17 protein-coding genes and 2 pseudogenes are annotated in these 20,584 nt (G+C 65.4%); 16 read left to right on the top strand and 3 right to left on the bottom strand.

Features of this window, described 5'->3' with window-relative positions; genetic code table 11:
- The first annotated feature begins 20 nt into the window (after positions 1-20).
- From cobI to QQ658_RS11875, 8 genes and pseudogenes are all read left to right on the top strand, one after another.
- Positions 21-782, top strand: a complete 762-nt coding sequence (gene cobI / locus QQ658_RS11915; protein ID WP_286025055.1) for a precorrin-2 C(20)-methyltransferase — start codon at positions 21-23, stop codon at positions 780-782.
- Between the two features lie 172 nt (positions 783-954).
- Positions 955-1,863: a precorrin-4 C(11)-methyltransferase gene (gene cobM / locus QQ658_RS11910; protein ID WP_286025054.1), complete on the top strand. Its 909-nt coding sequence runs from the start codon at positions 955-957 to the stop codon at positions 1,861-1,863.
- 88 nt (positions 1,864-1,951) lie between these two features.
- Positions 1,952-4,365, top strand: a pseudogene (gene cobJ, locus QQ658_RS11900) (precorrin-3B C(17)-methyltransferase); the annotation flags it as partial.
- A gap of 5 nt (positions 4,366-4,370) precedes the next feature.
- Entirely contained in the window at positions 4,371-5,597 is a 1,227-nt protein-coding gene (locus QQ658_RS11895; RefSeq protein ID WP_286025051.1) for a CbiX/SirB N-terminal domain-containing protein, read from the top strand.
- Between the two features lie 161 nt (positions 5,598-5,758).
- Entirely contained in the window at positions 5,759-6,580 is an 822-nt protein-coding gene (gene cobF / locus QQ658_RS11890; protein ID WP_286027111.1) for a precorrin-6A synthase (deacetylating), read from the top strand.
- A 407-nt stretch (positions 6,581-6,987) separates the two neighbouring features.
- On the top strand, positions 6,988-7,437 hold the full coding sequence (locus tag QQ658_RS11885; protein ID WP_286025050.1) for a CBS domain-containing protein: 450 nt from the start codon (positions 6,988-6,990) through the stop codon (positions 7,435-7,437).
- Between the two features lie 205 nt (positions 7,438-7,642).
- Positions 7,643-8,938: an ArsB/NhaD family transporter gene (locus QQ658_RS11880; RefSeq protein WP_353057927.1), complete on the top strand. Its 1,296-nt coding sequence runs from the start codon at positions 7,643-7,645 to the stop codon at positions 8,936-8,938.
- Positions 8,939-8,980: 42 nt separating this feature from the next.
- Positions 8,981-9,568 (top strand): LURP-one-related family protein, encoded by a 588-nt coding sequence (locus tag QQ658_RS11875; protein WP_286025049.1) that lies wholly within the window; start codon positions 8,981-8,983, stop codon positions 9,566-9,568.
- A 170-nt stretch (positions 9,569-9,738) separates the two neighbouring features.
- Here QQ658_RS11875 and QQ658_RS11870 read toward each other — a convergent pair whose 3' ends face one another.
- On the bottom strand, positions 9,739-10,395 hold the full coding sequence (locus QQ658_RS11870) for a precorrin-8X methylmutase (RefSeq protein WP_502928914.1): 657 nt from the start codon (positions 10,393-10,395) through the stop codon (positions 9,739-9,741).
- Between the two features lie 186 nt (positions 10,396-10,581).
- Here QQ658_RS11870 and QQ658_RS11865 point away from each other — a divergent pair, with 186 nt between their 5' ends.
- The 4 genes from QQ658_RS11865 to QQ658_RS11850 are packed head-to-tail and all read left to right on the top strand — an operon-like array spanning position 10,582 to position 13,295.
- Positions 10,582-11,304: an energy-coupling factor ABC transporter permease gene (locus QQ658_RS11865; protein ID WP_286025048.1), complete on the top strand. Its 723-nt coding sequence runs from the start codon at positions 10,582-10,584 to the stop codon at positions 11,302-11,304.
- Positions 11,297-11,692 carry an energy-coupling factor ABC transporter substrate-binding protein gene (locus tag QQ658_RS11860; protein WP_286025047.1) on the top strand — a complete coding sequence of 132 codons (396 nt, stop codon included), beginning with the start codon at positions 11,297-11,299 and terminating at the stop codon, positions 11,690-11,692. The genes QQ658_RS11865 and QQ658_RS11860 overlap by 8 nt, the downstream gene beginning before the upstream one ends.
- Before the next feature lie 5 nt (positions 11,693-11,697).
- Positions 11,698-12,480, top strand: a complete 783-nt coding sequence (gene cbiQ, locus QQ658_RS11855) for a cobalt ECF transporter T component CbiQ (protein WP_286025046.1) — start codon at positions 11,698-11,700, stop codon at positions 12,478-12,480.
- Positions 12,477-13,295, top strand: a complete 819-nt coding sequence (locus tag QQ658_RS11850; protein WP_286025045.1) for an energy-coupling factor ABC transporter ATP-binding protein — start codon at positions 12,477-12,479, stop codon at positions 13,293-13,295. The genes cbiQ and QQ658_RS11850 overlap by 4 nt, the downstream gene beginning before the upstream one ends.
- A gap of 49 nt (positions 13,296-13,344) precedes the next feature.
- Here the strand turns inward: QQ658_RS11850 and cbiT are convergent, their stop codons facing one another.
- Positions 13,345-13,947 (bottom strand): precorrin-6Y C5,15-methyltransferase (decarboxylating) subunit CbiT, encoded by a 603-nt coding sequence (cbiT, locus tag QQ658_RS11845; RefSeq protein ID WP_286025044.1) that lies wholly within the window; start codon positions 13,945-13,947, stop codon positions 13,345-13,347.
- Positions 13,948-14,069: 122 nt separating this feature from the next.
- Between cbiT and cobA the strand changes: the two genes are divergently transcribed.
- Positions 14,070-14,843 (top strand): uroporphyrinogen-III C-methyltransferase, encoded by a 774-nt coding sequence (cobA, locus tag QQ658_RS11840; protein ID WP_286025043.1) that lies wholly within the window; start codon positions 14,070-14,072, stop codon positions 14,841-14,843.
- A 231-nt stretch (positions 14,844-15,074) separates the two neighbouring features.
- Here cobA and QQ658_RS11835 read toward each other — a convergent pair whose 3' ends face one another.
- Complete coding sequence (locus tag QQ658_RS11835; RefSeq protein WP_286025042.1) at positions 15,075-15,815, bottom strand: cobalt-precorrin-6A reductase; 741 nt, start codon at positions 15,813-15,815, stop codon at positions 15,075-15,077.
- Positions 15,816-15,865: 50 nt separating this feature from the next.
- Here QQ658_RS11835 and QQ658_RS11830 point away from each other — a divergent pair.
- The 3 genes and pseudogenes from QQ658_RS11830 to cobBC all read left to right on the top strand — a co-directional run.
- Positions 15,866-17,308: pseudogene (locus QQ658_RS11830) on the top strand (cobyric acid synthase); the annotation flags it as partial.
- A gap of 45 nt (positions 17,309-17,353) precedes the next feature.
- Positions 17,354-17,965 carry a cob(I)yrinic acid a,c-diamide adenosyltransferase gene (gene cobO, locus QQ658_RS11825; protein WP_286027108.1) on the top strand — a complete coding sequence of 204 codons (612 nt, stop codon included), beginning with the start codon at positions 17,354-17,356 and terminating at the stop codon, positions 17,963-17,965.
- Positions 17,966-17,967: 2 nt separating this feature from the next.
- Positions 17,968-20,541, top strand: coding sequence for a bifunctional hydrogenobyrinic acid a,c-diamide synthase/histidinol phosphate aminotransferase CobBC (gene cobBC, locus QQ658_RS11820; RefSeq protein ID WP_286025041.1), 2,574 nt, complete (start codon positions 17,968-17,970; stop codon positions 20,539-20,541).
- Positions 20,542-20,584 lie beyond the last annotated feature (43 nt).

The raw sequence follows: 20,584 nt of genomic DNA, 5'->3' as shown, positions 1-20,584 counted from the left end.
AGGGGCCGCAAGGAGTTGAGTTGAGCGAATCCGCTGAGCACGCAACGAACCCCCACATTCTTTTCGGTATCGGAGTCGGACCCGGCGATCCCGAACTGATCACCGTGAAAGCGGTCAACGCCTTGCGTGGCTGCGACGCCATCTTGGTGCCCGCGACCGAGGCCAGCGGGTCCGATTCGGGACGCGCAGAGACGATCGTGCTGGCCGCCTGCCCCGAGGTCGCCGACAAGATCGTCCGCATCCCGTTCTCGATGGCCGACCGCACCGGGGTGACCAAGCGCCGCGCCGACTCGTGGCAGGCGTCGGCCGACCAGGCTGTCGCCTCGTTCAACGAGGGTGCCACCGCGATCGGGTTCGCGACCATCGGCGACCCGTCGGTCTACTCGACCTTCAGCTACCTGGCGTCGTCGGTGCGCGAGCAGATCGCCGACGTGCAGGTCGAGGTCATTCCCGGCATCACCGCGATGCAGGCACTGGCGGCCGCGTCGCGTACCCCGCTGGTCGAAGGCGACGAGATCTTGGCGTTGGTGCCGCTCAAGAAGAGCATCCAGCCCCTACTGAAGGTGGCTGAAGCCGCCGACACCTGCGTGATCTACAAGGCCGGACGCCACCTTCCGGAGTTGAAGGACCACCTCGCCGAGATCGGTGAGGACGCCATCGCAGGCATCAACATAGGCCTGCCGAACGAGCAGCTGAGCCAGGTCAGCGAACTCGAGAACGCCCCGTATTTCACCAGCGTGCTGTGGCCGGCCAAGCGCAGCGGACGAGGACAACGGCTGTGACTCCGGACAACTCGAACGCGACAGGCCGTATGAATCAGATGGCTGAGCGCAAATACAAGCTGGGTCGAGAGAGTCATCCGCGCCACGCAGCCGAGCGGGAGCTCAGGCTCCGGCTGGCGCAAGCTGCAGTTGCGATGGACACACCAACCAGAGCAGACGAGGAGAAGCCGGCATGAGCGAAGAAATCTCGGAGCCGAAGTCCACTTCGGAAGAGGCGAACGGCTCCAAAGCCGAGTATTCCCTGATTCCACCGGCGGGCGGCGAACCCGGTCAGGGCAAGGTCGTCTTCGTCGGCGCCGGACCCGGCGCCCCCGACCTGATCACCGTCCGCGGAGCCAGAGTGATCGCCCAGGCTGACATCATCATCTGGGCATCGTCTCTGGTCAGCCCGGAGATAGTGGCCGGTCACAAGCCGGACGCGCTGCTGGTCGACTCGGCCACCGAATCCCTCGAAGACATCACCCCGCTGTACGAACGCGTCCGCGACGAGGGACTGCTGATCGCCCGCGTGCACACCGGTGACCCCGCCATCTACGGCGCGACCGCGGAGCAGCGCGAGGTGCTGCGGGATCTCGGCGTGGCCTACGAATCGATCCCGGGGGTTTCGGCTTTTTCGGCCGCAGCCGCCCGCTCCGATGTGGAGATCACGCTGCCCGAGGTTTCACAGTCACTGATCTTGACCAGGCTGGAGGGTGGCCGCACCCCGATGCCGCCCCGCGAGAGCGTCCGCGAGTTCGCCACCCACGGCACCACCATGGCGCTCTATCTGTCGGCGGCCCGAAGCCACACCCTGCAAGAAGAGCTGCTGGCAGGCGGATATGCCCCCGACACCCCGGTCATCATCGGCCACCAAGTGACCTGGCCGGACGAGATCATGGTGCGCTGCACCCTCGACCAGTTGGCGGCCACCATGAAGGAACACAAGTTCTGGAAACACACCGTGATCTTGGTGGGCCCCGCGCTGGCCGAGACCAAGATGGTCAAGCGCAGCCACCTCTACCATCCCGGATTCCGGCACGAATACCGTGACGCCGACCCAGCGGCCGCCAAAGAACTCGCCGAGAGGGGAGCCCAGGCATGATCACCGTCTTCGGTTCCGTCAGATCACTGTCTGCTGAGTTGCACGAATCCGCAGTCGCCAAGGAGCCTGCCGAGAAGGGAGCCCAGGCATGATCACCGTCTTTGGCTATATCGGTTCACCGTCTGCCGAGTTGCGTGACGCAGCCGCCGATGCGGCGCTGGTCGTCGGTGGGCGCCGTCACCTCGACGCGCTGAATATTCCCGAGGAGCGCCGCGTCGTGCTGGGAGCTATCGCCCCGGCGATCGAAGCCATCCAGGCCCTTCCGGACGCCGCGAAGGTCGTGGTCATCGCCTCCGGCGACCCGCTGTTCTACGGCGTCGTCCGGCGCATGAGGGTGGCCGGACTGAAGGTGCGGGTGATACCCGTGGTCACCTCGCTGCAGCTGGCCTTCGCCGCCGTCGCGCTGCCCTGGGACGACGCCTTGCTGGTCTCGCTGCACGGCAATGATCCGGCTCCCGCGATCGAGGTATTGCGTAGCCATCCCAAGGTCGGCCTGCTCACCGACGGCAAGCACGGCCTACCCCAGATCGTGGATGCCACCGCAGGCCTCGGCCGCACCTATGTGCTGGCCGAACGCTTGGGTGAGTCGGACGAGCAGGTCCGCGTCCTCACCGAGGACCAGGCCCGCAAGATCACCGAGCCTGCTCAGCCGAACGTGGTGCTCGTGCTCGCCCATCACCCGGACGACCCCGCCGCACTCGGCGAGCAGACGGCAATCGTCGGCGGATTTCTGGCAGGAGGAGCCCAAGCGTGAGCGAACCCATCATCGGCCAAGTGGCCACCAGCACCGCGAGCCAGGCCCGGGCCGACGCCATCGACGCCTTTCTCGGCGCGACCAAGCGATACACCACGTCATCGGCCGAGGGCCTCAAACAAGCCTGGGGCGAATGTGACCTGATTATCAGCCACTTGGCCTTGGGCGCCACCACCCGGCTGATCGCTGGCCTGCTGGTGAACAAGAAGACCGACCCAGGTGTGGTCGTGGTCGACGAGGCCGGCAAGTTTGTGGTGCCGCTGGTCGGCGGCCATGTCGGCGGAGCCAACGAACTCGCCAAAAAGGTTGCAGATGGGCTCGGCGCCACCGCGGTGCTGACCACCGCCACCGACGCCCTCGGACTGCCCGGCCTCGACACGCTCGGCTGGGACACCACCGGCGACCTCGCCGGAGTGACCGGCGCAGTCATCGGCGGACGCCCGGTCGCGCTGGTCCGCGAGCATCCGTGGCCGATGCCTGCCCTTCCGGCCAACGTCACCGAACCAGGCGTGGAGCGGGTGGAGCGCCGCGGCACCCATGTCAAGGTGCTGCCCCCGCCGCCCGACCCCGAAGCCCGCATCCTGCTCAGCGACAAGGCGAACGTTCCCACTGATCTGCCGACGGTGGTGCTGCACCCCACGTCGCTGGTGGTGGGGATGGGCTGCAATCGCGGCACCTCCGTCGAGTCTTTGCAGAGTCTTCTCGACGCCGCCTTCGAAGCACACGGTCTGGCGAGGTCGTCCATTGCGATGTTGACCAGCGTGGACGCGAAAGCCGACGAGCAAGGCCTGCTCGAGCTGGCCGCCCAGTTGGGCGTGCCGTTCGTCACCTATCCCGCCGACGAACTCGCCACGCAGCAGGTGCCGAACCCCAGCGAGCACGCCCAAGAAGCGGTCGGCACCCCGAGCGTGAGCGAGGCGTCCGTGCTGGCCTCGGGCGCCGGGCTGATCGTCCAGAAGCAGAAGACACCCGAGGCAACCATCGCCATCGGCAGGCTGGAGCCCCGCGGTGAACTCGCCGTCGTCGGCCTCGGTCCGGGCGCCGAAGACCTGCTCACCCCGCGCGCCCGCAGGGTGCTCGCCGAATCGGCCATCGTGATCGGCTACCGGCCCTACGTGGCGCAGATCCGCAAGGTGCTGCGTCCGGGCACCGAGGTCGTCTCGTCGGGCATGGGCACCGAAGACATGCGCACCGCGCTGGCCATCGAGAAGGCCCGTGAGGGGCGCCGGGTTTCCATCGTCTGCGGCGGCGACCCCGCCATCTATGCGATGGCCTCGCCCACCCTGCAGCAGGGCACCGAGGGCATCGATGTCGAGATCGTGCCCGGGGTGACCGCCGAACTTGCCGCGTCCGCCATCTTGGGTGCACCTCTCGGGCACGACCATGTCACCTTGTCACTGTCGGATCTGCACACCGATTGGGCACTGATCGAAAAACGCCTCAAGGCCGCTGCCGAGGGCGATTTCGTGGTCACCATGTACAACCCGCGCAGCCGCACCCGGCTGGCGAACCTGCCCCGGGCGCTGGAGATTCTGGCAGCCCACCGCCCGGCCGGCACCCCGGTCGCCGTGGTGCGCGATGCCAGCCGCCCCGAGCAGACCCATCGGGTGGCGCCGATCGCCGAATTCGATCCGGAATGGGTCGACATGCATTCGATCGTCATCGTCGGCTCGTCGACGACCCAGATGCTACCTACCGGAGTCGGAAGCCAGGCCATGGTTACCCCGCGCGACTACAGCTGGATGGAGAAGAAATGAGTTCATTGGTCATCGCCGCGCACGGCACCAGGCTGGCCGAGGGCCAGCAGGTCTGCCGCGCCCTGGTCGATCGGGTGCGTGGCATGCTGCCGGAGACGAAGGTTTACGACGCCTACGTCGAGCTCGACACCCCGACCATCGAAGACGCGGTCGCCACTGCGCTCGCCGAATCTGCGGACAAGCACGTCGTGGTGGTGCCGCTGATGATCGGCGCCGGTGGGCACGTGCACGACGACATTCCCGGCGGCATTGAGGCCGGACGAGCCAAAGCCGGCGTCGGGGCGGTCAGCTACGCCGGTCACCTCGGGCCCGACCCGCTGCTGCGGGCAGCTGCCCGCGATCGGATCGCCGATGCGCTGGGTGACTGGACCGCTGATGAGACCAGCGTGGTCTTCCTCGGACGCGGCTGTTCGGTGCCCGAGGCCAACGCCGACCATGTGCGGCTGGGCCGGCTGCTGCGCGAAGAGGGCGGCTACGCCGATGTGGTGACCGGATTCATTCAGATCTCCGACCCCGATCTGACAACGGCACTCGACCGCGCCTACGCCCATGGTGGACGCAAAGTCGTGGTTATGCCGCACTACCTGTTCCCCGGTTTGCTGCAAAAGTGGGCGAAGGAGCAGTCCGCGGCCTGGCAGCAGAATCATCCCGATGCCGAGGTCAGGGTTTCCGAGCTGATCGGTGACTGCGATGCGCTGGCGCAGATGGTCGTTGACCGCTTTCGCGCGGTCAGCGACGGCTGGGTAGGCCCGGCTACCGGGCCGGCTCCGCAGGTCTATCTGAGCGGATTGGTGCTGACCGGACACAAGGTACTGATCGTTGGTGCCGGAACGGTCGCCGGCCGCCGGATCGGCAACCTGCTGGAGGCAGGAGCCGACGTGCAGGTGGTGGCACCCGATGCCGGTGAGAAGATCACCGCGCTGGCCACCGAGGGCAAGGTGGCGTGGGCGCCACGCGCAGTTTCCGAGGATGATCTGGACGGCGCCTGGTACGTGCTGGCCCTCACCGATGCTCCCGAGGTCAACGCTCAGGTGGCCGCCTGGGCAGAGGCGCGGCGGGTGTTCTGCGTCCGTGGTGACGATGCGACCGGCGGCACCGCCTGGACCCCCGCAACCGGCGAGGTGGCAGGGCTCAAGGTGGGCGTGGTCGGAGACCGCAACCCGCACCGCACCGCGCATGCCCGCAGCGCCGCCGTCAAGGCGTTGGGTGAGTTGGCGCAATGAGCGCTGGTGAGCAGAGCGACTCGAGTATCCGGGAGCCGGCAGCCACAACCCCCGGGGCTGCCGGAGTCGCTGACCAGTGCCGCGCGCCCCACGCTGCCGAAGGGGATTCCACCGTGGCTGCCGCAGATCGGCGCCCGTCGACGGAGTCGCCCGCCGGGGACTTGGCTGAGTCGACCGTACGCCAAAGCCCATCGACAGAGCCGCCCGAGGGGGACTGCCGCCGCGAACTGATCCTGATCGGAATCGGAGCCGGCAACCCGGAGTGGGTGACGCTCGAAGCCATCGGGGCGATCCGCACGATCGACGTGCTCTTCGTGGTGCTCAAAGAGGATCAACTCGACGACCTGGTGGAGGCCCGCCGGGTCATCATCGAGCGGCACCGCGACACTCCGCTCAAGACTGTTGAATTGCGCGATCCGCCCCGGCCCTGGCAGACCACCCCGGACTATCCGGCCGCGGTCGCCAAATGGCGGGCGCAACGCCTCGAGTCGTGGAGCTCGGCGGTCGCCGCTGAGCTGCCCGGGGGGGCGAGCGGTGGGTTCCTGATCTGGGGCGATCCGAGCCTGTACGAGAGCACACTGGCGATCGTCCAGAAGCTCGCGGACGCCTCCGGCAAGGCCGGTCGTCCGATCGATTTGCGGGTGATCCCCGGTATCAGCTGCGTGCTGGCCCTGGCCGCTGCCTTCAAGATTCCGCTCAACCGTCAGGGGCGCTCCGTCGAAATCTCGCCGGCAAGACTGCTCGCCGCCGGCATGCCCGAAGATACGGACGATGTCGTGGTGATGCTGGACGGCAAGCAGACCTTCTCGAAGATCGATCCGGCGGGCATCGATATCTACTGGGGTGCCTACCTGGGCGCCGAGAACGAGATTCTGATTTCCGGGCCGTTGGATGAGGTTCGGGACGAGATCCTGCGCGTCCGGAAGGCTGCTGCCGAGGCCAACGGCTGGATCTTCGACACCTACCTGCTGCGCCGAGTCTGATCCAGCGACCGGTCCACCGTCTCGTGCTGTAGCGCCTGCACTCACCGAATGGTGGGCGAGGTCGATTGCGCTCGGCCTTAATCGTATTCGGCGTTTCACGCCTACGACGCCTTCCTCGTCCTCGGCAATTCGAGCAAGCTCGATTGCGCTCGAACCTCGTCGTCGTACTGTTCGCGCTTCGTGCTGCAACTACTTCGTTGGACTGGCAGCTCGAACAAGTTCGGCTGCTCGCTCTCTCTCATACTGAGGCATCCTCACTAGCGGGGAATGCGACTTTTCCGCTAACCTGTACCTGCCGCGCCAAAGGTGTCGTCAGCGTTCGGTGGGGAGGGGACCCAAATCAATGTCAGGCTTGCTAGCCTCATCTATGTTTGTCGCTTCGTTCTTGTGGACAAAGGAAAGCTGCCATGAAGGCAAAAGATCTGGCTATCAAGCTGCCCCCGGTCAGGGTGGGCGATCCGGTTTCGCGCGCCGTGAAGATCATGGTCAACGAGGGCCTGCCGGGCCTCGTGGTCACAGATTGGGACGACAAGCCGCGCTACGTGCTGGCCGATGCCCAGGTGCTGCGATTGATGGTCTCCCAGTATCTCGACGACTCCGCGCTGGCGCGCACCATCGACGAGGCCTCGGCCGATCAATTCTGGTCGGACATGGGCACCCGGTCTCTCGGGGAGTGTCTCGAACCCGACGAGCCGAAATTCACCAAGGTGCGCACCGATGCCACAGTGCTCGACGTTGTCATCGCCATGTCGAAGTCGCGCACTCCGCTCATCGCGGTGGTGGACGAGACCGGCAAGCTGACGGGGTGCATCACGTTGAACGGGCTGCTGGCCGCGGTCGCGTTGCCCTACGTGTAACCCGCGTCCTCGCTCCGGACGCGTGGCCCGCGTCCTCGTGCCCCTCACTGCTGGCCGGATCCCCGCGACGTCAGTCGTCGACCATGTTGCCGCGCCCGAAATGCTTCATACTTCGGGCGCGCAAAGCGAGGACGCGCGCGGCGTGGTCATCAACGAGTCGGGTTGATGGCCGTGTGCGCGAGGTGGGGATGGGAGTGACCCGCCTATGATGCACGAATTCCTTGCCCTCGGCATTTTCGTTGCCGCCTTCGTGATGATCGCCTCCGAGAAGATCAGCAAGGTTCTGGTGGTGCTGGTCGCCTCGGCGCTGATGATCGTCACCGGGGTCGCGCCCGGCAACGAGGTCTTCTATTCGCACGAGGTCGGCATCGAGTGGGATGTCATCTTCCTGCTGATGGGCATGATGATCATCGTCGGCGTGCTCAGGCAAACCGGCGTATTTGAATTCCTCGGGGTCTGGGCGGCTAAGAAATCCAAGGGGCATCCCTACCGATTGATGGTGATGCTCATGTTGATCACTGCTATCGCTTCCCCGATTCTCGACAATGTGACCATCATCATGCTGGTGGTGCCCGTCACCATCGTCGTCTGCAATAGATTGCACATTCCGGCGCAGCCCTACATCATCGCCGAAATTCTCGCCTCGAATATCGGCGGCGCCGCTACGCTTATCGGCGATCCGCCGAATATCATCATCGCTAATAGGGCGAATCTGACATTCAACGACTTCATCGTCCATATGACACCGATCGTGGTCATCACGTTCGCGCTTTTCGTGTTGCTCACCAGGGTGATGTTCCGCAAGGAGTTTCACTTTAATCCTGAATACGTTGACTCGGTTATGGCCATGAACGAGCGCCGCGCCATCACCGATGTGCGGACCCTGGTCACGAGCCTGGTGGTATTGGGGCTTGTCATCGTCGGGTTTACCTTGCACTCGGTGTTGCACATCGCGCCGTCGATCATCGCGCTGATCGGTGCCTTGGTGATGGTGCTGGTGACCGATACCGACATCAAGGACATCATCGGCGAGGTCGAGTGGCCCACTCTGGTCTTCTTCGCCGGTCTGTTCATCATGGTCGGCGGCCTGGTCAATACAGGCGTCATCGAGGCGATCGGACAGTGGGCAATCGGCGCGGTCGGGCACGATTACACGCTTGCTGCGGGCACGCTGCTATTCGGTTCTGCGGCACTGGGCGCATTCTTCGACAACATTCCCTATGCGGCCACCATGGCCCCGATCGTCGACGTTCTGGTCAACTATGGGGCCGATTTCCATGATGGTAGTTACCTGTGGTGGGCATTCGCATTGGGCGCTGATTTTGGAGGAAACGGTACCGCCGTGGCAGCCAGTGCAAATGTCGTCGGTATCGGGCTCGCCGCCCGCGCCGGTCATAAGATCTCGTTCTGGCATTTCACCAAATACGGCATCATCACCACCGTCTTCAGCTGCGTGATCGCCTGGATCTACGTCTACCTGCGTTACATCGCCTTCGTGTAGGCCGATCGATGCCCTGACCCCCGCGCGCAAGAATGGGGAACCATGAATGCTGATCCGGACGCGCGGTCTCTGCTCGACTACACCATGTTCACGGTCAAGGAGACGACGGAACTCATCTCCAACGACTTCGACTTCTTCGCGGTCGGTGAAGGCGGCCGTCAGATCGGAAAGATCAGCACGGTCGGGCCCAACGCCGTGCGATTCGTGGCAGGTAGCCGCGAATTCGACTTGATCGATGCGGACGGCACACCACTACTGCACATCAGTGACCCGGTAGGTGTCGGCCCCGACAAATACCGTTTCACCCTGCCCAACGGGGAGCGGTTGGCCACAGCCACCAAGAAACTCAGCCTCCTGAACGTCAGGCTCAAGGTCGCGATGGCCAGTGGGCTGGTTCTCGAGGTGGACGCCGATAGTTTGGCCAGCCAGTTCGAGATCCGCGCCCCTGAAACGGTGGCGGCCTGGATCCGTAGAACGACGCGCGCATTAGGGTCGTCACTTGCGGAAAACTCGGCCTACTCGGTGAGCATTGACCCGCAGGCCCCACCCGAGGTGCGGCTGGCGGTCATCGGCACATTGCTGGTCATAGACCGCGTGCATCAGAAGGCCGAGGATCGAAGCGACGTCTGATTGCACAGCGGGGCCGCCGCGCCCTGGGCTGGGCCCAGCAAGCGTGCTCCTCACTTCGTTCGTCAACAGCCTCAATCGCCTCAGGAGAACAAGCAAGCTTGCTCTCCTCTCGTCTCAGTCGACTGTGCTGCGCAGGGATGCGCAGCAGGCGGAAATCGGCAGACTGAGGTTCAGGCCTGAACCTTGTTCGTCCGTTCGTCGGTGCTGGCGATGGCGTTGACGGCGGCAACGGTGATCGCAGAGCCACCCCGGCGTCCGGCCAAGACCAGGTATTCGAGCCCGAACGGGTTGTCGATCAACGCCTGCTTCGACTCGGCGGCACCGACGAATCCGACCGGAATCCCGATCACTCCGGCGGGCTTCACTCCAGTGTCGCGCACCACCTCAAGAAGCCGGAACAACGCGGTGGGGGCGTTTCCGATCGCAACCACCGCACCATCCAGCCGCGGCAGCCACAAATCGACGGCCGCGGCCGTCTTCGTGGTGCCGAGCTCTTTCGCCATCTCGGCCAGCCGGGGATCGCCGAGATGGCAGACGACCTCGTTCTGCTTGGGCAGTCGGGAACGGATGATGCCGGTGGCGGTCATCGTCGAATCGCAGAAGATGGGCGCACCATTCCACAGCGCCTCACGGGCACTCGACACGATCCCGGGCGTGAAAGCGATATCTGCGGGCAGATCGGTCTGAGCGGCGGCATGAATCATCCGGACGACGACCTTCGCGACATCGTCGGGGAATCGCGTCAGATCGGCTTCGCGGCGGATGGTGGCGAACGATTCGTCATAGATTGCCGCTGCGTCGGTCAGATACTCGTAGGTCACGCTCACTAGGGGTCCCCTCGTCGCCTCGAAACGTCGTGTCCTAGAATCGCATATGCGTCAAGTAACGAGGAAGCTGGGAAGATCCAGCACGGTCGCGCCACTGTGAACGTTCTATCCGAACGAGAGTCAGAGACTCGTCTTGATGTGCTTCATCGAATTGTTGGGACGCGTCATCTCAAAAGGAGAGATTCCGTGCATATCGCCGAAGGCTTTCTGCCTCCACTTCAATGCGCTGCCTGGTATGTGGCAGCCGCCCCCTTCGTCATTCATGGCGCACGTTGTGTCCTCAAAGAGGCCCGCGAATCGACCGAGAACAAGATGCTGCTGGCCGTCGCGGGCGCCTTCACCTTCGTGCTGTCGGCCATCAAGCTGCCTTCGGTCACCGGTTCCTCCTCGCATCCCACCGGCACGGGCGTGGGCGCCGTCCTCTTCAAACCGCCGGTGATGGCCTTCTTGGGCACGGTGGTGTTGCTCTTCCAGGCGCTGCTGCTGGCCCATGACGGCATCACCACGCTGGGCGCGAACGTCTTCTCGATGGCGATCGCGGGACCCTGGATCGGTTACGGCGCCTACAAGCTCTGCCGCAAGCTCGGGCCATCGGTGGCGATCTTCGCGGCCATGTTCTTTGCTGATCTGAGCACCTACTGTGTCACCTCGGTGCAGCTGGCCATCGCCCACCCCGATCCGGTCTCCGGCTTCGGTGGTGCGGTGGCGAAGTTCCTGAGCGTCTTCGCCATCACGCAGATTCCGCTGGCGATCGCCGAGGGCTTCGTCGGGGTGCTGTTGTTCCGCTTCCTGGCCGGTGTGGTGCGTCCCGAACTGGAGCGCCGCGGCCTTCTCACGCCCAAGCCCGAGACGACCGATACTGCCAAGGCCGGCAGCCTCCTCGAGGCAGAGGAGTCCACCCATGCTTAAGAAGAACCCCTGGATCACCTTCGGCCTGCTCGCGGCGATTGTCGCCATTTTCGTGATCTCGTTCGTCATGGCTCCCAAGCCGAGTGGGGACGAAGAGAGCTTCGCCGGTACCGACTCGATCGTCTCGGAGACTCTGGAGGATGAGGGCGCCGAACCCTGGTTCCAGCCGATCTTCGAGCCCGGTTCGGGCGAGATCGAGTCTGGGCTGTTCGCTCTGCAGGCTGCCCTCGGCGCCGGCATCGTCGGTTTCGCGCTCGGCAACCTGCGTGGCCGCGCCAAGCAGAAAGAAGAGCTTGCGGGCGCAGGTGCTGCGTCCACATCACCGGCATCCGATGCGATTCATTCCGATCCAACCCACGAGGACGAACCGGCCCCGGCCGTCGAATAGCTCCAATGATCGCTCTCGATGATGCCGCCTGGGCAGCCCCGTGGCGGCACATCAGGGTCGGCGAGAAGCTGCTGCTCGGCATCGGGCTGATTCTCACGGCCCTGATCGCTCCGGCGTGGCCCACCGCGCCGTCGGTCGCGCTGGCCTCGGTGGTCTCGGCGCTCGGTCCGGCACGCATCCCGGTTCGCACATTGGCCATCGCGTTCAGTGCACCGCTGGTCTTCATCCTGATCGGTTCGATCTCGGTGGGCATCATGGTCGGCACCCCTCCCTCGGACGCCTGGTTCGCGCTGGGCCCGCTCTCGATGAACCAGGCCTCGGCGCTGACCGCATTGCAGCTGTTCGCCCGGTCATCGGCGGGTACCTTGGCGGTGCTGTTACTGGCCACCACGACCCCGATGGTCGACCTGCTCGGCTGGTGCCGGCAGAAGGGCATACCCGGGCCGCTGGTCGAAGTGGCATCGCTCATTTACCGGCTGCTGTTCGTGCTGCTCGACACCGCGCTCGCCATGCACGCCGCGCAGGTCGCCAGGCTGGGCAATGCCCCGGCAGGCCCGAGGCCACTCAAGAGACGCCTCGACACCGCGGCGAACACCATGGGCACCTTGCTGATCCGCTCCTGGGATCGCGCGAGCCGGCTCACCGACGGCCTGGCCGCCCGGGGGATCGAAGGCGACCTGGTCACGTTGCCGCGCAGGCTTCCCGCCTCCCCGAAGTTCCTGGTGCGTTCTGCTGCGCTGATCGCAGGCATCTGGCTCATCACAGTCTTGTGGAAGGTTCTTTCATGATCCTCGCCGCACATGACATCGTGGCGTCCTATCCCGGAGCCCAGCCGGTCTTGAAGCAGGCCTGCTGCGAACTTGAGGTTGGCACCCGGCTGGCGCTGCTCGGCGCGAATGGTTCCGGCAAGACCACGTTGTTGCGCTGCTTGTCGGGAGCTCATAAGCCCGACGCGGGCGAGATCCTGCTCGCCGGTGTCAGGCTCAAGCACAACAAGCACGGTTTGCGAGATCACCGCCGGCGCGTCCAGCTGGTTCTGCAAGATCCGGACGATCAGTTGTTCTCGGCGGACGTCACCCAGGATGTCGCCTTCGGCCCGCTGAATCTCGGACTCGCCGAGGACGAGGCGCGCGCCCGGGTGGACGAGGCCCTCGATCTGCTGGGCATCACCCACCTGGCCGATCGTCCCACCCATCAACTGTCCTACGGCGAGCGCAAGCGCGTGACCATCGCGGGCGCGGTGGCCATGCGTCCGGACGTGCTGCTGTTGGACGAGCCGACCGCGGGTCTCGACCCGGCGGGTGTCGAAGACGTCCGCTCGGCACTGGAACGGCTGACCGCCCGTGGCACCACTATCGCGTTGGCCACCCACGATGTGGATTTCGCCTTGTCGTGGGCGGATGAGGCGGCGGTCGTCGCCGCCGGGCAGGTGCATCAGGGCGCGATCACCGCGATGCTCTCCGACACCGAGCTAGTGAGCCAGGCTCACTTGCGGCAGCCTTGGCAGCTCGAACTCGCGATCCGGCTCGGGCTCGACTCCTGCCCCCGGACGATGGACGAGATCGTGTCGGCTTTGGATACCAGGGGTTTGCGCCGGCCGTGAAGATAGCTACTTTCCCGGTGACGAGAGGTACCAGCCGGACTGGTCTCGCCTATTGCTTGGTGCACGCCCACTGGGTGACCGCGCGGGCAGGCGTCCAGCTGAGGAACCGGCCCAGCGGCTCGGCGTTCTCGATCGCGAGCCGGGTGAGTGAGCCGCCGTATGTTCGGTATCGCTCGGCCAGCAGTGCTTCGGTGTCGAGCGTGACCCCGTGCGCGACGATGCGTCCGCCCGGCTTGAGAGCCTGCCAACAGCCGTCCAGCACGCCGTCGGTGACCCCTCCGCCGATGAAGATCGCATCCGGCGCGGGCAAGCCGGCCAGGGTTTTCGATGCCTCACCAATGACTACTTGGACGCGTCCGGGAACCATGCGTTCGATATTGCGGACGGCCCGTTCTGCGCGCTCCGCCTTGCGTTCGAGGCCGATCGCCGTCGCGCCAGGCGCGGCTCGGCACCATTCGATGGCCATTGCCCCCGAGCCCAGCCCGACATCCCACATCAGCTCGCCCGCGGCCGGACGCAGGAACGCGAACGCGCTCGCCCGCACGTGCCGTTTGGTGATCAGGCCGTCGTGCTCGAACGCCTCGTCGGGCAGTCCGGGAGTCGTGCTGCATTCGGCAAGCTCGGCGGGCGTGGGAAGCTCAGATGTGCTCACAACCCACGAGGGTACCGGCTCGGCGGCTGCACAGATAGGCTCGCTCACGGCGAGGACGTTTCGGATCCTGGATGACCGCAGCAGGCCACGGCCTGTCCGAACTATCTCTGATAAGGAGAAAGATGTTACAACCGCTTGAGCCCGGCACGGTCGTCCTGGTGGGTGGAGGCCCCGGAGACCCCGACCTGATCACCGTCGGTGGGCTGCGCGCCATCCAGCAGGCCGACGTCATCATCTATGACCGGCTGGCGCCCCTCGAGGTGCTCGACGAGGCCAGGCCGGACGCCGAGAAGGTCGATGTGGGCAAGATTCCGCGCGGCCCGCAGACCTCCCAGGACGACATCAATGCGATGCTCATCGAGCATGCCCTGGCCGGCAAGAAGGTCGTCCGGTTCAAGGGTGGCGACAACTTCTTGTTCGGCCGCGGCGGCGAGGAGGCGCTGGAGTGCGCGGCCGCAGGCGTCCCGGTGCGCCTGATTCCCGGTGTGAGCTCATCGATCGCAGCACCCGCGCTGGCCGGTATCCCGGTGACGCATCGTGGCTTGGCACAAGGGGTCACCATCGTCAGCGGCCATGTGCCGCCGGGTGATCCGCGCTCGTCTTTGAACTGGCGAGCGATGGCCACAACCGGCACCACGCTGGTCATCCTGATGGGGGTCAAGTACCTGCCCGAGATCGTCGCCGAACTGCTCGGTGCCGGTCTGGACGATCGGACGCCCGCCGCGATCGTGATGAACGCGGGCTCGGATCAGATGCGGACGCTGCGCGCCCCGGTCAGCGAACTCGCCGGCCTGGCCGTGCGGGCGGGAGTGACACCGCCCGCGATCACCATCATCGGCGCGGTCGCCGAGCTTGAACTGGCGCAGGCGGTTCAGGTGGACGAAGCACAGAATTGAGAAGAACGATCGGTCGGAATGGTGATAAGTGCTTGTCTTGATAGCAGGGCCAGCAGGTCATCTTTGTCCGGCGCCTGCTTGATGAGAGTAAGTGGAGACGGGCGCGCGTGGCGTGCGGAAACTCCGGCAACTGCTGATAAACCACAAGCCGTTGCGGCGCGACCTCACGGATGCGACCATGGCGTTGCCCGGGCCGGTGGCACAAGGACATCAGCATCGAACGGGGCAGAATTAAGCCCGACCGCCACCTACCGCCGTCACCCAAACGACTGCTTTATCGACGCTGGTAACCTGTTCGATTCCGTCGGGCAGGGGCGGGCGAGCGATCATCACCACCGGGATGCGGAGGGACGTGGCGGCGTCCAACTTGGCGGCATTGTCGTCGCCCCCGGAATCCTTGCTGACCAGCATCGTGATCTGTTCATCACGCAGCAGGGCGAGCTCGTCGTCGAGATCGAACGGGCCGCGAGATTCCAGAATCCGGAAGCCTGCGGGAATCGGGTCGCCCTGCCACTCGGCCACTCTTGCCAGCACGTCGGGCAATCCGCCGTAGGCGGGCAGCGGCTGGCGTCCTACGGTGAGCAAGATCCGGCCTCTGGCCTTTGCTGCGGCTCGTGCGGCTGCGGCATGATCGGGCACCCACGTCCAGCTATCGGCATCCGGACGATCGGCCCAGCTCGGGCGGGTGAACCGCAGCAGCGGGGTGCCGGTCGCCACGCACGCCTGAGCGGCGTTGGCGGTCATCCTCGCCGCGAACGGGTGAGTCGCGTCCACTACTGCGTCCATCTCACTAGCGCGCAGGTAGTCGATCAGACCGTCGACCCCACCGAAGCCGCCCACCCTGGCGCCCGGCTGGCTGCGTGCCCGGCTGGTTCGTCCGGCCACCGAGGTCACCACGTCGATGCCTCTCGCTTCAAGCTTGGCGGCCAACTCGCGGCCATCGGCCGTGCCACCCAATACCAGCACTCTCACGCGCTCGAGCCTATTAGCCCACGAACCGAATCACCGATGAAGGAGCAACGATGGCAGGAATCCTGATCGCGGGAACCTCGTCCGACGCCGGGAAATCTCTCGTGGTGAGCGGAATCTGCCGGGCCCTGGCCCGCCGTGGCATCGACGTGGTGCCCTTCAAGGCGCAGAACATGTCGAACAATTCCATGGTGTGCGCGGACGGCTCCGAGATCGGTCGCGCGCAGTACCTGCAGGCCCAGGCCGCCGGGGTCGAGCCGACCAGCATCCTCAACCCGGTGCTGCTCAAGCCGGGCACGGATCGGCGGTCGTTCGTGGTGCTGCGCGGACGCCCGGCCGGCACCCTGGAGGCCGGCGAGTTCGCTACCGGACGCCGCCAGCTGGCCGAATCGGCGTTCGCCGCCTACCAGGAGTTGGCCGAGAACCACGAGGTCGTGGTTGTTGAGGGGGCCGGCTCGCCCGCCGAAACGAATCTTCGCTCCGGTGACTACGTGAACATGGGGCTCGCTCAGCGGTTCAACTTGCCCGTGGTGCTGGTCGGCGACATCGATCGCGGCGGCATCCTGGCCAGCCTGTTTGGCACCTGGGGCATCGTCTCGGAGGCCGACCGGGCGCTGTTGGCCGGGTTCATCATCAACAAATTCCGGGGCGATCAGAGTGTGCTCGACCCCGGGCTGGACGACATCGCCCGGCGCACCGGCATGGAGAATCTCGGCGTGCTGCCCTGGCTTGAGGGCGTCTGGATGGACGGCGAGGACGCGCTGCAGGTCGATCGCTGGCGCTCCGAAGTCGGCCCTGTCCTGGACGGCATGGCCCAGCTGAAGGTGGCCGTGCTGCGGTTCCCCAGAATCTCGAATGCTACCGATGTCGAGGCGCTGGCCAATACGCCCGGCGTCGACGTCACAATGACCGATGATCCCTATGTCGTGGAGGCAGCCGACTTGGTGATCTTGCCCGGGTCCCGCTCCACCGTCGACGATCTGACGTGGCTGCGCAGCCACGGTCTGGAAGAGGTCATCGTGAAAAGGCACGCATCCGGGCATCCGCTCCTGGGGATCTGCGGCGGCTACGAAATGCTGGCCACGACCATTGAGGACGAAATAGAGACCCGCAAAGGCCAGGTGAAAGGTCTCGGTCTGCTGCCGATCGAGGTGCAATTCTCGGACGAGAAGGTCACTCGGCAGGCCGGTTACGAATGGAACGGTCAACAGGTACATGGCTACGAGATTCACCACGGCATCTGTGAGCTGACCGGCGACGCCGAGCCGTTCCTGGACGGTTGGCAAGTGGGCGCCACGTTCGGCACGATGTTGCATGGCAGCCTGGAAAACGACGACTTCCGCACGGCGTTCCTGACCCGCGTCTCTGAGTTGACCGGGTCGGGCTGGCGTCCGCAACCTGGCGCGGTCGGATACGCGGCGGCCAGGGAAAACATGATCAACATGCTGGCCGACGCAGTCGAGCAGAAGGTCGACCTCGACCGGCTGCTCGAGCTGGCTCATGGCGCCGGCTCGCAGGCGGGAGTCCCCTCTGACGACACTTTGGACGTCTGCGAATACTCCGAGATCGAATCCGAACCCAAGACCTCGCGCCAGCTGCGCCTGCAACCGAGATTGATCGTGAATACCGGCGACGGCAAGGGGAAATCGACAGCGGCATTCGGCGTCGGGTTGCGCGGCTGGTCGCAGGGCTGGTCGGTCGGCGTTTTCCAGTTCATCAAGACCTCCACCTGGCCGACTGGCGAAAGGCTGGCCTTCCAGACCCTGAACGGCGTGCATCAGCGCACCGGCCAGGGCGGCTCGGTGGAGTGGATGAACTTCGGCGAGGGACGCACCGCAACCCGTGCCGGGGCCAAGGCCAATCAGCGCGAGCTGGCAGAAAAGGGGTGGGGGATCGTCCGGGAGCGGCTGGAATCCCAAACGCACGACCTGATCATCTTGGACGAGTTCTGTCACGTACTGGCCAAGGGCTGGCTCGATACCGACGAAGTCGTCCGGATCCTGAAGAATCGGCCTGGCCATCAGCACGTGGTGATCACCGGACGCAACGCCCCCGCGGGTCTGATCGACGCGGCCGACCTGGTTACCGAGATGCGCAAGATCAAACATCCCTTTGACAAGGGTGAAAAGGGCCAGGCCGGAATCGAATGGTGACGATGGTGACGAACTATCCGCGGATCGTGCTGGCCGCACCGAACTCGAGTTCCGGCAAGACTACAGTCAGCATCGGGCTGATGGCCGCCCTGCATGACCGCGGGCTAAAGGTCGCGCCCTTCAAGGTCGGGCCGGACTACATCGACCCCGGCTACCACACGGTGGCAACCGGGCTGCCCGGTCGCAACCTGGACGCCTGGCTGTGCGGTACCTCGAGGATCGCGCCGCTGTTCGCGCACGGGGCTGCCGGGGCAGACGTCTCTGTGGTCGAAGGGGTGATGGGGCTCTACGACGGCCGCCTGGGCGTGACTTCCGGTCGTCCGACAGCCGCTCGCCGCGCGTCCGCATCCGAAGGCGCTCAGAGTGACATCCACCAGCAACAAAAACCCGCTCCGGTGCCGCCTGCGAAGGCTTCCACGGATGGAGCGGAAACGGCCGGCGGACGCCGCGGATTCGGCTCAACGGCTCATGTCGCCGAGCTGATCGACGCGCCCGTCGTCTTGGTGATGGACGCCAGCGGAGTCTCCCGCACACTCGCGGCTTCGGCGTACGGCCTGGCGTCGCATCCTCACGCCCCCAAGGTCGCCGGGGTGATCATCAACAAGGCCGGTTCGGCGCGCGCCGTGGACGAGCTGCGCGATGCCTTCGACGAGGTCGGGCTGCAGGTGCTGGGCGCAATCCCACGGTCGAAGGATCTGATCGTGCCATCCAGACATCTGGGATTGGTTCCCGCCGCCGAACGCGACCAGGCGCGGGCGGTCATCGAGTCGGCCGCCAAGCTCGTTGTAGACCATGTAGATCTTGATGCCGTGCTGGCGATTGCGCGCTCGTCAGCCCAATTGGATGTGCAACCATGGTCGCCCGATGCTGAGATGACAAGGGTGAACGGGCGCCCGCGGGTCGCGGTCGCAGCCGGTCGCGCCTTCACCTTCCGCTATGCCGAGACCACGGAGCTGCTGCAAGCGGCTGGCTGCGAGGTCGTCGAATTCGACCCGATGACCGATCGCCGGCTTCCCGCCGGGGCTCACGGACTCTATATCGGCGGCGGCTTCCCGGAGATCTACGCTGAAGAACTTGCCGCGAACCGTCCTCTGCTGGCCGACGTTCGCGCGGCTGTTGGTACAGGCCTGCCGACGGTCGCCGAATGCGCCGGGCTGCTGTATCTGTGCCACACCCTCGATGGCATGGACATGGCGGACGCCCTGCCGCTGGACGCCCAGATGTCGCCGCGGCTGACCATGGGATACCGCGAACTGGTCGCCGAATCGGACTCGCTGGTCACCCGCGCCGGAGAGACGGTCTATTCCCACGAGTTCCATCGGACGATGACGACATTGCGTGGCGGCAGTTCGCGGCCCGTCGCTGCGTGGCTGGTAGACCAGGCATCCGGACGCCACGAGGGCCTGGCAACTGACTCGGTGCTGGCGTCCTATCAGCACATTCACTGGGCCGGCTATCCCGAACAGGCACAACGCTTCGCCGAGGCATGCGCGGCATTCGCCACCTCAGGTGCGCGCTGGGAGCCGGTCGCCGAGCAGGAACCGATCCCGGAACCTAATCTGCGGCACCACGGTGACGCCCAGCTTCGCCCGGGCCTGGTCGATCTGGCCGTCAACGTGCGCCCCGCTCCTGGATGGTTGCTGTCCGAAGTCGCGTCCGGCGCGGACCACTGGATGGCCTACCCGGTCGCCGAACAAGCACAGCAGGCGCTGGCCTCCAAGCACGGTCTGGCCGCGGATCAACTTTTGCTGACGGCCGGTGCAGCCGACGCATTCACTCTCGTCGCGAGAACTTTCCCGGAGCGCAAGGTACTGATCGTGCACCCGCAGTTCACTGAACCTGAGGTCGCTTTCCGTACGGCCGGGCATCAGGTGCGCAGGCTGATGCTGCGCGCAGATGAGGGTTTCCGGCTGGATGCGAGCCGGATCGGCGCTGACCGCGATCTGGTGATCATCGGGAACCCCACCAACCCGACCGGCGTCCTGCACTCGGCTGACCAGATCCGCAAACTCGTGCGTCCGGGCCGGATCGTGCTGGTCGATGAGGCCTTCATGGACTTCGTGCCGGGCGAAGCCGAATCCATGTTCCGCGGCGAGCTGGCCGGCCTGCTGGTCACCAGATCGTTGACCAAGCTGTGGGGGATCGCGGGACTTCGGGCCGGGTTCGTGGTCGGGGATGCGTCCCTGATCGCTGAGATGGCGTGCCATCAGGAGCCGTGGCCGGTGTCCACCCCTGCATTGGACGCCATGATCGCGACCACCACCGCCAAGGCCAACGAGTCCGCAGCTGAACTGCTCGTCCAAGTTGCGCGCGAGCGCGAGCATCTGGTGGATGCGCTGAGCGCGGCAGGCTTCCCGGTGGCCGGTGATCCGCAAACACCCTTCGTGTTGGTCGACGTCTCTGCCCTGAACGTGCCCAACCCGGTCGAATCACTGGCCGAACGGGGCTTCGCCGTGCGGCGCTGCGACACTTTCCCCGGTCTTGGCCCGAATTGGATCAGGCTCGCAGTTCCGGACGAGCAGGTCAGCGACAAATTGGTGGACGTGCTCGTCCAACTCGTTGCGCGTTGCGGTTGAGGATCCGAGGTTGTTCGTTCGCATCTGGACTGCATCCAAGACG

This window comes from Propionimicrobium sp. PCR01-08-3 (assembly GCF_030286045.1).
GTDB lineage: Bacteria > Actinomycetota > Actinomycetes > Propionibacteriales > Propionibacteriaceae > Brooklawnia.
Note: the sequence above shows the minus strand (reverse complement) of the source record. Positions and strands in the feature narration are given on the sequence as shown.